Source organism: Bacillus sp. MYb209 (assembly GCF_002975175.1).
Classification (GTDB): domain Bacteria; phylum Bacillota; class Bacilli; order Bacillales; family Bacillaceae_G; genus Bacillus_A.
Genome location: NZ_PCNZ01000028.1, coordinates 1 through 12,917, shown reverse-complemented (window position 1 = coordinate 12,917; position 12,917 = coordinate 1). Strand labels below are relative to the sequence as shown.

Sequence of the window (12,917 nt, the reverse complement as noted above, 5' to 3'; positions counted from 1 at the left end):
ATAGTGTTTATGCCGTGAGAGGAGGTTAGGAATGAATCGTATCTTCCGTAATACCATCTTTTATTTACTGATATTCTTAGTAGTAATTGGGATCGTAAGCTATTTTAATGGTTCGACGCAAAAAACGACATCAGTTAGCTACGATAAATTCATTACTCAACTTGAAAAAGGTGAAGTGCGTAATGTGCAGCTTCAACCGAAAAATGGTGTGTTTGAGGTAAAGGGACAATTCAAGACTTCTAGCCAAGGAGAACAATTTGTTACGTATGCACCAAATACTGAGGAATTACAAAAGAAAATTAATGATAAAGCGCAAGGGGCTGAAGTTAAGTATCAACCAGCAGAAGAAACAAGTGCTTGGGTAACGTTCTTTACCTCCATCATTCCGTTTGTCATTATCTTCATTTTATTCTTCTTCTTATTAAACCAAGCTCAGGGCGGCGGTAGCCGTGTTATGAACTTCGGGAAAAGCAAGGCGAAGCTATACAATGATGAAAAGAAAAAAATTCGTTTCAGAGATGTTGCTGGAGCGGATGAAGAGAAACAAGAACTTGTTGAGGTAGTTGAATTCTTGAAAGACCCTCGTAAGTTCGCTGAAGTTGGTGCCCGTATTCCGAAGGGTGTTCTATTAGTGGGACCTCCAGGTACAGGTAAAACTTTACTAGCACGTGCTGTTGCAGGTGAAGCAGGCGTTCCGTTCTTCTCTATTAGTGGTTCTGACTTCGTAGAGATGTTCGTCGGTGTCGGTGCATCCCGTGTACGTGATTTATTCGAAAATGCAAAGAAAAATGCTCCTTGTATCATTTTCATTGATGAAATTGATGCAGTAGGACGTCAACGTGGCGCGGGTCTTGGCGGTGGTCATGATGAGCGTGAACAAACGTTGAACCAATTGCTTGTTGAAATGGATGGATTCGGTGCAAACGAAGGTATTATTATCATCGCTGCGACAAACCGTCCTGATATTCTTGATCCAGCGTTATTACGTCCAGGTCGTTTTGACCGTCAAATTACAGTAGATCGTCCAGATGTAAATGGTCGTGAAGCTGTACTTAAGGTACACGCTCGTAATAAACCGCTTGATGAGAATGTCAACCTAAGAGCGATTGCAACTCGTACACCAGGATTCTCTGGTGCCGATCTTGAAAACTTATTAAACGAAGCTGCTTTAGTAGCTGCGCGTCAAGATAAGAAGAAAATTGATATGAGTGACATCGATGAAGCAACGGATCGTGTTATTGCAGGTCCAGCTAAGAAAAGTCGTGTTATCTCTGAAAAAGAACGTAATATTGTTGCATTCCATGAGGCTGGCCATACTGTAATTGGTGTTGTCCTTGATGAAGCAGATATCGTTCATAAAGTAACAATTGTCCCTCGTGGTCAAGCTGGTGGATATGCGGTAATGCTTCCGAAGGAAGATCGTTACTTCATGACAAAACCAGAGTTACTTGATAAAATCACCGGTTTACTTGGTGGTCGAGTAGCTGAGGAGATTGTATTTGGTGAAGCGAGTACAGGTGCTCACAACGACTTCCAACGTGCGACTGGTATTGCAAGACGTATGGTTACAGAATTCGGGATGAGTGATAAGCTTGGACCGATGCAATTTGGTAGCTCACAAGGTGGTCAGGTATTCTTAGGAAGAGACTTCCATTCAGAACAAAACTACAGTGATGCAATCGCGCATGAAATTGATGTGGAAATGCAAACAATTATTAAAGACTGCTATGCTCGTGCGAAACAAATTCTTACTGAAAAACGAGATAAGCTTGATATTATCGCGAAAACGTTACTTGAAGTAGAAACATTAGATGCAGAGCAAATTAATCATTTATATGATTATGGCAGATTACCTGAGCGTCCAACATCTTCAGATGATGTGAAAGTAAACATCAATATGAAGAAAGACGATGAAGATACAGAAGATAAGTAAGAAAAAAAGGAGTGACAATAGTCACTCCTTTTTTTTGTGAAATGAATTTAAATGGCAAAAGAATTTAAATGAAACTATTATTAAAAATTGAAATAGAGAGTAATCTTTTTGTACAATGATGAGTATAGAAAAACTGATTATATAAGTATGTGTGATATGATGTTTTTATAAGTTTTATACATACTGCACAAATATAGATTAAATAAGATAAGTGGTGAGAATATGATTTTTGTATTGGATGTAGGGAACACAAATGCAGTACTAGGTGTGTTTGAAGAGGGGAAACTTCGTCAGCATTGGCGCATGGAAACAGATCGTCATAAAACAGAAGATGAGTATGGGATGCTTGTAAAGCAGTTACTTGAGCATGAAGGTCTTTCTTTTGAAGATGTGAAAGGTATTATTGTGTCTTCAGTCGTACCGCCAATTATGTTCGCTTTAGAGCGTATGTGTGAAAAGTATTTTAAAATTAAACCGCTTGTAGTGGGGCCTGGGATAAAAACTGGCTTGAATATTAAATATGAAAATCCACGTGAAGTAGGCGCGGACCGAATTGTAAATGCAGTAGCAGGAATCCACTTATATGGAAGTCCGCTTATTATTGTTGATTTTGGTACGGCTACTACATATTGTTATATTAACGAAGAGAAGCATTATATGGGTGGCGTCATTACGCCAGGAATTATGATTTCGGCAGAGGCTTTATATAGCAGAGCAGCAAAGCTTCCTCGTATTGAAATTACAAAACCGAGTAGTGTTATCGGGAAGAATACAGTAAGTGCAATGCAATCAGGTATTCTTTATGGATACGTTGGACAAGTGGAAGGTATTGTTAAGCGTATGAAAGAAGAAGCTAAGCAAGAGCCGAAAGTTATTGCAACAGGTGGATTAGCAAAATTGATTTCAGAAGAATCAAATGTAATTGATATTGTAGATCCGTTTTTAACGTTAAAAGGTTTGTATATGTTATATGAACGTAATGCAAATTTACAACATGAGAAGGGTGAATAAATAAGTATGAAAGATTATTTAGTAAAAGCGTTAGCGTTTAATGGAGAGGTTCGTGCTTATAGTGTACGTACAACAAATACAGTAAGTGAGGCGCAAAAACGTCATGATACATGGAGAACAGCTTCAGCGGCACTTGGTCGTTCTTTAACTGCGGGTACAATGATGGGTGCTATGTTAAAAGGCGAGCAGAAGCTAACGATTAAAGTAGAGGGTAACGGCCCGATTGGTCCTATCTTAGTCGATGCTCATGCAAATGGGGATGTACGTGGTTATGTAACGAATCCACATGTTGATTTTGAGGGAACGGAACAAGGCAAATTACGTGTATATCAAGCGGTAGGTACAGAAGGATTTGTAACGGTAATTAAAGATATCGGTATGCGTGAACCGTTTATCGGTCAATCTCCAATTGTTTCAGGAGAACTAGGGGAAGATTTCACATATTATTTCGCGGTTTCTGAGCAGACACCTTCTTCTGTAGGTGTCGGTGTTCTCGTAAATGGTGATGATAGCATATTGGCAGCGGGTGGATTCATTCTTCAAATTATGCCAGGTGCGCAGGAAGAAACAATTTCATTTATTGAAGAGCGTTTGCAAAAAATTCCTCCCGTATCACAACTGATTGAACAAGGGCTTTCTCCAGAAGAGCTACTATATGAAGTGCTTGGAGAAGATAAAGTGAAAGTGCTAGAAACAATGGATGTTCAATTTAATTGTACATGTTCACGCGAGCGCATTGAAAGTGTGCTAATTAGTTTAGGGAAAGCGGAGTTAGAACAAATTCGTGCAGAAGAAGAAGAGACGGAAGTTCACTGTCACTTCTGTAATGAACGATATAAATTCGCTAAAGAAGATATTACAAGTCTAATTGAGAACCTGTAATAAAGAAGTTTAGCTGGAGAATCAGCCACCCAAATAGATTGACAAACAGGGAATTTTCTGACAAAATCTAAATATAGATAAAACCAATAAAAATACTCGGTGTTAGGAGTGACAGGAATGCGAGTGGCACAATCAGTTTCAGAATTAATCGGGAAAACGCCGATCGTTAAGTTGAACCGCATCGTAGAATCAGACAGCGCAGATGTATACTTAAAATTAGAATTTATGAATCCGGGGAGCAGTGTTAAAGATCGTATCGCGTTAGCTATGATTGAAGATGCTGAAAATAAAGGATTATTAAAAGAGGGCGATACAATCATTGAGCCGACAAGCGGTAACACAGGTATTGGCTTAGCGATGGTAGCAGCTGCTAAAGGATATAAGGCAATTTTAGTAATGCCAGAAACAATGAGTATTGAGCGTCGTAATTTATTACGCGCTTACGGTGCTGAATTAGTATTGACTCCAGGACCTGAAGGAATGGGCGGGGCAATTCGAAAGGCAACTGAATTAGCAGAAGAACATGGGTACTTTATACCACAACAGTTTCAAAACCAAGCGAATCCAGAAATCCATCGTATAACAACAGGTCCAGAAATTATTGAACAGATGGGGGATCAATTAGATGCGTTTATCGCAGGTATTGGTACAGGTGGAACAATTACAGGTGCCGGTGAAGTACTGAAAGAAGCTTATAAAGATATCAAAATTTACGCGGTAGAACCTGCGGATTCACCAGTATTATCTGGTGGAAAGCCGGGGCCACATAAGATCCAAGGAATTGGAGCGGGGTTTGTTCCGGAGACATTGGATGTAGAGGTATATGATGAAATTATTCAAGTGAAAACGGAGCAAGCGTTCGAATATGCGAGAAGAGTGGCTAGAGAAGAAGGTATTTTAGTTGGTATCTCTTCGGGAGCAGTCGTTTATGCAGCGACAGAGGTTGCGAAGAAATTAGGTAAAGGGAAAAAGGTACTTGTTATTATCCCAAGTAACGGTGAACGTTATTTAAGTACACCACTTTATCAATTTGAGTCATAATTGAATGTGATTTGAAAAGCATCCTTAAAAAAGGATGCTTTTTCTTTTTTGATTGGAAAAAGGAAAAGAGTGAATGACTAGAAAACTTCATGTAAAATAAGAAGTAGTATAATTAATTTATTTTCACTAGCCCTCAAGTATAATCATTCTCTATATAAATAATTTTATGTAGTTTGAGTTGATTGGCTTAAGAGGGTGGGATAACAGAAGACGGGGTGTTGATATGCAACGAAGAAAATCTTTAGCGCTTTCTATTCCATATCAGTTAGATTTCTTTAAGCAATATAAATTTCTTTCTCAGGATAAGCCGCAACATATTTTGTTAGAAAGTGGACGTGGTGGTCGTTATAACATTGTTGGGCTGGATCCAGTAGCGGTAATTCAGGGTAAGAATGAGACGTTACATATAAGTGAAAGTGGTAAGGAAACAATAGAACGAGGGAATCCATTAGATTTAATGCAAGCGTATATGGAGAAATGGAAAACGGATTATAATCCGGAGTACCCACCTTTTCAAGGTGGAGCAATTGGATACTTTAGTTATGATTGTATCCGTTATATTGAAAAACTTTCTTCTCTTGCGAAGGATGATATTAATATACCTGACATATTCTTTTTGTTATTTGATGACGTGTTTGTGTATGATCAACAGGAGAGAGTATTATGGATTATTACGCATTATGTAGATGAGTGTGAAGAGGCAGAAGAACGATTAAATGAATGGAAGGGTCTTTGGATGAAAGAAGCCCCCGAAGTGACTATGCCGTTTGAATCTCCTGAAAAGAAAAATGAAGCAGTCGCTTTTACGGAAGAGGGCTTTATGAAGGCCGTTGAACGTATTCAAGAATATATTGGAGCGGGTGATGTGTTTCAAGTAAACTTGTCGACAAGACAAGAAAGAACATTACAAACACATCCACTAGAAATATATACAAGTCTTCGTGAAATTAATCCATCTCCATATATGGGTTACTTGGAGTTTGGAGATTTTCAAATTGTTAGTGCTTCGCCTGAATTGCTAATTAAAAAGCAAGGAAAGGAAGTGAGTACAAGGCCAATTGCCGGTACGCGCTCTCGAGGAGCAAGTGAGCAAGAGGATGAGGAATTAGCGAAAGAATTAATTGAAAACGAAAAGGAAAGAGCAGAGCATGTAATGCTTGTGGATTTAGAACGAAATGACTTGGGCCGGGTTTGTAAATATGGCACTGTTGAAGTAGATGAATTTATGGTAATTGAAAAATACTCACACGTTATGCATATTGTTTCTAATGTGCGTGGTGAGGTGGAAGCAGATAAAGATGCTTTCGATTTGGTGAAGGCTGTATTTCCTGGTGGGACAATTACCGGTGCCCCGAAAATACGTACGATGGAAATTATTGAAGAATTAGAACCTGTTCGTCGAGGAATTTATACGGGTTCAATTGGTTGGATTGGTTATTCTGGAGATACGGAATTGAATATTGTAATCCGAACACTACTTGCTAAAGATGGACAAGCGCATGTGCAAGCTGGAGCGGGTATTGTAATTGATTCAAATCCAAAAAATGAATATAAAGAGTCGTTAAAAAAAGCAATCGCTTTATGGCGTGCAAAAGAAAGTAGCGAAGAAACGGTTAGGTGAGAGAAATGATATTAATGATTGATAATTATGATTCTTTTACATTTAATTTAGTGCAGTTTCTTGGAGAACTTGGACAAGAGCTTGTTGTTAAGCGTAATGATGAAGTGACTATTTCGGATATTGAGAATATGAAACCGGATTTTTTAATGATTTCGCCAGGTCCATGTAGTCCTAATGAGGCGGGAATCAGTATGGATGTTATTAAATATTTTGCAGGTAAGCTTCCGATTTTTGGGGTCTGTCTTGGACATCAATCAATTGCACAAGTATTTGGAGGGGATGTTGTCAGGGCAGAGCGTTTGATGCATGGAAAAACATCTTTAATGCATCATGATGGGCAGACGATTTTTTCTGATATTCCAAATCCATTTACCGCGACACGTTATCACTCTCTTATCGTTAAAAAAGAGACGTTACCGAATTGTTTAGAGATAACATCTTGGACTGAAGAAGGTGAAATTATGGCGCTTCGTCATAAAACGTTGCCGATTGAAGGGGTACAATTCCATCCGGAATCTATTATGACTTCTCACGGGAAAGAGTTGCTACAGAATTTCATTCGCAAATATAGCCCAAGTGTGACATCGTGTTAATTTACGTAAATGGCGCGTATGTAGAAGCGAGTGAAGCGAAAATTTCTCCGTATGACCACGGTTACCTATATGGGCTTGGGGTTTTTGAGACATTTCGTATTTATAATGGTCATTCCTTTTTATTGGATGATCATTATGAACGCTTAGTGGATGCGCTCGATATATTGCAAATCAAATGGACAATGACAAAAGATGAAGTGATGCTTATTTTAAAGAATCTACTTGTTAAGAATGGGTTAAAGCATGCATATGTGCGCTTAAATGTATCGGCGGGTATAGATGAAATAGGATTACAAACGGAAGTATATGAAGAACCGTCTGTTATTGTTTTTATAAAACCTTTAGCAGCTCCAGGGAATGTAGTGGAAAAAGAAGGAGTTATTTTAAAGCAAGTGAGAAATACACCAGAGGGTGCATTTCGCTTGAAGTCCCATCATTATTTAAATAATATTTTAGGGAAACGCGAAATTGGAAATGTTGTGAATAAGGAAGGCGTTTTTCTTACCGAAACAGGTTATGTTGCAGAGGGTATTGTTTCGAATCTCTTTTTTGTTAAAGGAGATATTTTATATACTCCTTCATTAGAAACAGGGATTTTAAACGGAATCACTCGTGCGTTTATTATAAAGGCTGCTGAAGGGCTAGGTATAGAAGTAAAGGAAGGTTTCTTTACAAAAGATGCATTGCTTTCAGCGGATGAAGTGTTCGTAACGAACTCTATTCAAGAGATTGTCCCCCTTTATCGTATAGAGGAGAAAGATTTCCCGGGTAAAGTGGGAGTGGTTACAAAAAGACTTATGGATCTTTATGGAGTGCAGAGAGAAAAATTGTGGAGCAGAAATGAATTGCGAAGAGGAGATGTGTAGTTTGAAGTGGGATTATGATTTGCGCTGCGGCGAATATACATTGAACTTAAATGAAAAGACATTAATTATGGGGATTTTAAATGTAACGCCAGATTCATTTTCTGATGGTGGGAGTTACAACGAAGTAGATGCCGCGGTGCGACATGCGAAAGAAATGAAAAATGAAGGTGCTCATATTATTGATATTGGCGGCGAATCTACTCGCCCGGGTTTCGCTAAAGTTTCAGTAGAAGAAGAAATAAAGCGAGTTGTTCCAATGATTCAGGCAGTGTCAAAAGAAGTAAAGCTACCTATTTCTATTGATACGTATAAAGCTGAGGTTGCGAAACAAGCGATTGAAGCTGGTGCTCATATTATTAATGATATTTGGGGAGCGAAGGCGGAACCGAAGATTGCTGAAGTTGCAGCCTATTATGATGTGCCCATTATCTTAATGCATAACCGAGATAATATGAAATACCGCAACTTAATGGCTGATATGATTGCTGATTTGTATGAAAGTATTAAAATCGCTAAAGACGCGGGTGTGCGAGATGAGAATATTATTTTAGACCCAGGTATCGGTTTTGCGAAAACACCTGAGCAAAATTTAGAAGCGATGCGTAATTTAGAACAGTTAAATGTACTGGGTTACCCAGTTCTCTTAGGTACTTCAAGAAAGTCCTTTATTGGCCATGTGTTAGATTTACCAGTGGAGGAACGTCTTGAAGGAACGGGCGCTACCGTTTGTCTTGGTATTGAAAAGGGCTGTGAGTTTATCCGTGTTCATGATGTGAAAGAAATGGCGCGTATGGCTAAGATGATGGACGCGATGATTGGTAAGGGGGCAAAGTAATTGGATAAAATTTATATCCATGATATGGAGTTTTACGGTTATCATGGTGTATTCCTAGAAGAAAATAAATTGGGTCAGAGATTTAAAGTGGATTTAACGGTGGAGTTGGATTTAAAACGTGCAGGAGAAAGTGACGACTTAGAGCATTCTGTCAATTACGGGGAGCTTTTCGAACTGTGTAGAAAAGTTGTTGAAGATAGAACGTATAAGCTTGTAGAGAGTATCGCTGAAAATATCGCTACAGATATATTGAAACAATATGAGAGTATTTCACAGTGTACAATTAAGGTAATTAAACCGGATCCGCCGATACCGGGACATTATCGTGCTGTAGCGGTAGAAATTACGAGAGAACGTCCATGAATAATATAGCGTACATTGCATTAGGTTCCAATATTGGGGAGCGTTATATTTATTTAACTGAAGCAATTCAGTTTTTAAATAAAAACCAGCATATCCAAGTTGATGATGTTTCGTCTGTATATGAAACTGATCCGGTTGGCTATACTGACCAAAATTGCTTTTTAAATTTAGTTATAAAAATTTCTACCAATTTATCACCGCAAGAATTATTGAAAGTAACACAAAAGGTAGAGAATGACCTAGGAAGAAAAAGGGAAATTAGATGGGGCCCGAGGACCATCGACCTTGACATTTTACTATATAATCAAGAAAATATTGAAGCAGAGAGTCTTATTGTTCCGCATCCGCGGATGTTCGAAAGAGCTTTTGTTATCGTTCCGTTGTTAGAGATTAATCAAGATATAAAACAAAACATTTCACGTTCACAAGTAGAAGAAATGAAAAGGCGAGAGGGAGTAACGGTATGGAAGCAGAAAAATGGGGAAGACGCATTCGTGCTTTTCGAAAGCTAAAAGGCTATACGCAAGAAGGTTTTGCGAAAGAATTAGGGGTATCTGTATCGGTTTTAGGTGAAGTTGAGAGGGGCAATAGATCACCTTCCCAAGATTTTGTAGTAGAAGTCGCTAAAACATTAAACGTTTCAATAGACGAATTGATGCCAAAGTGACCGTAAAGGAAGGAGTAAGTCGGGTGTTAAAGATTGCAAATATTGAGATGAAAAATCCAGTTGTACTAGCACCGATGGCGGGAGTGTGTAACTCTGCATTCCGTTTGACAGTAAAAGAATTTGGTGCAGGTTTAGTTTGTGCTGAAATGGTAAGTGATAAGGCAATATTACTTAATAACAAAAGAACATTAGATATGTTATATATCGATGAGAGAGAAAAGCCATTAAGTTTACAAATTTTTGGTGGAGAGAAAGAAACTCTTGTAGATGCTGCGAAATACGTAGATAAATATACGACAGCAGACATTATTGATATTAATATGGGTTGCCCAGTACCGAAAATCACTAAGTGTGATGCGGGAGCAAAGTGGCTTTTAGATCCAAATAAAATATATGAGATGGTAGCGGCAGTTGTAGATGCAGTTGAAAAACCAGTTACAGTTAAAATGCGTATTGGTTGGGATGAAGATCATATTTTCGCAGTTGAAAACGCTAGAGCTGTTGAGCGTGCTGGTGGGCAAGCTGTAGCAGTTCATGGACGTACACGAGTGCAAATGTATGAAGGGAAAGCGGATTGGGATATTATTAAACAAGTAAAGCAATCTGTGAATATCCCGGTTATCGGAAATGGTGATGTGGAAACACCGCAAGATGCAAAGCGTATGCTTGATGAAGTTGGTGTAGATGGAGTTATGATTGGTCGCGCTGCTCTTGGAGACCCGTGGATGATTTATCGTACGGTAAAGTATTTAGAGACAGGTGAATTAATGCCGGAACCAACAGTGCGTGAGAAAATTGATGTATGTATGTTGCATCTAGATCGTCTTATCGATTTAAAGAACGAAAATGTCGCTGTAAGAGAGATGAGAAAGCATGCAGCTTGGTATTTAAAAGGTGTTCGTGGTAATGCGAGTGTGCGCAATGGTATCAATATTTGTAACACACGTGAAGACCTTGCGAATTTATTAGGTGCATTTGTAGAAGAAGTAGAAGCGAAACAACAAACAATTTATGTTGGTTAATAAGGGGGCATAGGAGATTGACATTCTTCTATACACTTCCTATAATTACGTGAAAGAAAGAAGAACTGCCAGTTGGTTGCTGGCAGTTTTTCTAGTTGAGTAGAAAATGCTATACTGTATATATTGTAAAATTTAATAGAGCTGGAGTGATATCAATATCATGGATAACATGAACCACGAAGAATTAAACGACCAATTGCTTGTTCGTCGTGAAAAGTTACATAACTTACGTGAACAAGGAATCGATCCGTTCGGTAAACGATTTGAACGCACAAATTCAACAAATGACTTATTAAGCTTATATGGAGAGTTCTCTAAAGAAGAATTAGAAGAGAAAGAAATCTCTGTTTCTATCGCTGGTCGCATTATGACAAAACGCGGTAAAGGAAAAGCTGGATTTGCGCACGTTCAAGATTTACACGGACAAGTTCAAATCTATGTTCGTAAAGATGCTGTTGGTGATGATGAGTATGAATTATTTAAGACAGCTGATTTAGGTGACTTAGTAGGTATTGAAGGTAAAGTTTTTAAAACAAATGTTGGAGAACTTTCAGTAAAGGCAACAGGCTTTACGCTATTAACGAAATCTCTTCGTCCATTGCCGGATAAATATCACGGATTAAAAGATATTGAACAACGTTACCGTCAACGTTATTTAGATTTAATTACAAGTATGGAAAGTCGTGAAACATTCGTTACTCGTAGTAAAATCATTCGTGAGATGAGAAGATACTTAGACGATAATGGTTATCTTGAAGTGGAAACGCCTATGATGCATGCAATTGCAGGTGGAGCATCTGCTCGTCCTTTCACTACACACCATAATGCGTTAGATATGGAATTATATATGCGTATCGCAATTGAACTTCATTTAAAACGTCTTATTGTGGGCGGATTAGAAAAAGTTTATGAAATCGGCCGTGTATTCCGTAATGAGGGTGTATCAACACGTCATAACCCTGAGTTTACAATGATTGAATTATATGAGGCGTATGCTGATTATAAAGATATTATGAAACTAACAGAAAACATGGTTGCTCATATTGCGAAACAAGTACTAGGTACAACAACAATCCAATACGGTGATCAAGAAATCAATTTAGAGCCAGAATGGACACGTCTTCATATGGTAGATGCAATTAAGCAATACTCTGGAGCTGATTTCTGGAAGACGATGAGTGTAGAAGAAGCGCGTGAACTTGCAAAAGAGCATAGTGTAGAAATTAAAGATACAATGGAAGTTGGTCATATTATTAATGAATTCTTCGAACAAAAAGTAGAAGATAAGTTAATTCAACCGACATTTATTTACGGTCATCCGGTAGAGATTTCACCACTTGCGAAAAAGAATGATGAAGATCCACGATTCACAGATCGTTTCGAATTATTCATTGTTGCTCGTGAACATGCGAATGCATTCACTGAGTTAAATGATCCAATCGATCAAAAGGAACGTTTTGAAGCTCAATTAAAAGAGCGTGAGCAAGGTAATGATGAAGCTCATATGATGGATGATGACTATATCGAAGCTCTTGAGTATGGTATGCCTCCTACGGGCGGATTAGGAATCGGTATTGATCGTCTTGTTATGTTATTAACAAACGCACCATCTATTCGTGACGTGCTATTATTCCCAGCTATGCGCCATAAACAAGACTAAGCTTTGGAGATTTCTCCAAAGCTTTTTTTATTTTCTTTATTTGAGGGGAGAGAAACCTTCTATTAAAAGGAAAGCGAGATTGTTGCTCGTTAAATGGATGCCAGATTAAAAAACTATACTTATATAGAAGAAAGGTGCTGTTTTTATGCTTTTTTACTAAGTTAAAAATTTTATTAGAAAAACTATTGCATTTTAATAATCAAACTGGTATATTTATATTCGTTGTCACGGAAGACAACATAAGAAACAAACGAAAAACAACTTATTGAAAAAAGTTGTTGACGAAAATATAACGAAATGTTATATTAATAAAGTCGCTTCTGAGCGACAGACAAGTTCTTTGAAAACTGAACGAAACAAACAACGTGAACGTCAATTTTTATTTTTAGATGCTAGACAAACTAACTTTATTGGAGAGTTTGA

General features: G+C 38.1%; 13 protein-coding genes. All 13 read left to right on the top strand.

Annotated features, from left to right (window positions below):
- Nucleotides 1-31: 31 nt before the first annotated feature.
- Nucleotides 32-1,933 carry an ATP-dependent zinc metalloprotease FtsH gene (gene ftsH, locus CQZ94_RS25450; RefSeq protein WP_070140511.1) on the top strand — a complete coding sequence of 634 codons (1,902 nt, stop codon included), beginning with the start codon at nt 32-34 and terminating at the stop codon, nt 1,931-1,933.
- 222 nt (nt 1,934-2,155) lie between these two features.
- Nucleotides 2,156-2,944, top strand: a complete 789-nt coding sequence (locus CQZ94_RS25445) for a type III pantothenate kinase (protein WP_002144522.1) — start codon at nt 2,156-2,158, stop codon at nt 2,942-2,944.
- A gap of 6 nt (nt 2,945-2,950) precedes the next feature.
- Nucleotides 2,951-3,826: a redox-regulated molecular chaperone HslO gene (gene hslO, locus CQZ94_RS25440; protein WP_105587657.1), complete on the top strand. Its 876-nt coding sequence runs from the start codon at nt 2,951-2,953 to the stop codon at nt 3,824-3,826.
- A 117-nt stretch (nt 3,827-3,943) separates the two neighbouring features.
- Nucleotides 3,944-4,867: a cysteine synthase A gene (gene cysK / locus CQZ94_RS25435; protein WP_105587656.1), complete on the top strand. Its 924-nt coding sequence runs from the start codon at nt 3,944-3,946 to the stop codon at nt 4,865-4,867.
- Nucleotides 4,868-5,090: 223 nt separating this feature from the next.
- Entirely contained in the window at nt 5,091-6,488 is a 1,398-nt protein-coding gene (trpE, locus tag CQZ94_RS25430) for an anthranilate synthase component I (RefSeq protein WP_105587654.1), read from the top strand.
- A gap of 5 nt (nt 6,489-6,493) precedes the next feature.
- Nucleotides 6,494-7,081 (top strand): aminodeoxychorismate/anthranilate synthase component II, encoded by a 588-nt coding sequence (gene pabA / locus CQZ94_RS25425; RefSeq protein WP_002113273.1) that lies wholly within the window; start codon nt 6,494-6,496, stop codon nt 7,079-7,081.
- On the top strand, nt 7,075-7,947 hold the full coding sequence (gene pabC / locus CQZ94_RS25420) for an aminodeoxychorismate lyase (RefSeq protein ID WP_105587652.1): 873 nt from the start codon (nt 7,075-7,077) through the stop codon (nt 7,945-7,947). The genes pabA and pabC overlap by 7 nt, the downstream gene beginning before the upstream one ends.
- On the top strand, nt 7,922-8,782 hold the full coding sequence (gene folP, locus CQZ94_RS25415; RefSeq protein ID WP_142395932.1) for a dihydropteroate synthase: 861 nt from the start codon (nt 7,922-7,924) through the stop codon (nt 8,780-8,782). The genes pabC and folP overlap by 26 nt, the downstream gene beginning before the upstream one ends.
- Nucleotides 8,783-9,145: a dihydroneopterin aldolase gene (gene folB / locus CQZ94_RS25410; protein WP_105587649.1), complete on the top strand. Its 363-nt coding sequence runs from the start codon at nt 8,783-8,785 to the stop codon at nt 9,143-9,145.
- Nucleotides 9,142-9,657 carry a 2-amino-4-hydroxy-6-hydroxymethyldihydropteridine diphosphokinase gene (gene folK, locus CQZ94_RS25405; protein ID WP_105587648.1) on the top strand — a complete coding sequence of 172 codons (516 nt, stop codon included), beginning with the start codon at nt 9,142-9,144 and terminating at the stop codon, nt 9,655-9,657. Before folB ends, folK begins: the two co-directional genes overlap by 4 nt.
- Nucleotides 9,609-9,812: a helix-turn-helix domain-containing protein gene (locus tag CQZ94_RS25400; protein ID WP_002009706.1), complete on the top strand. Its 204-nt coding sequence runs from the start codon at nt 9,609-9,611 to the stop codon at nt 9,810-9,812. The genes folK and CQZ94_RS25400 overlap by 49 nt, the downstream gene beginning before the upstream one ends.
- Before the next feature lie 23 nt (nt 9,813-9,835).
- Nucleotides 9,836-10,834, top strand: coding sequence for a tRNA dihydrouridine synthase DusB (gene dusB, locus CQZ94_RS25395; protein WP_002159621.1), 999 nt, complete (start codon nt 9,836-9,838; stop codon nt 10,832-10,834).
- Between the two features lie 160 nt (nt 10,835-10,994).
- Entirely contained in the window at nt 10,995-12,494 is a 1,500-nt protein-coding gene (lysS, locus tag CQZ94_RS25390; RefSeq protein ID WP_105587646.1) for a lysine--tRNA ligase, read from the top strand.
- Nucleotides 12,495-12,917: the final 423 nt, after the last annotated feature.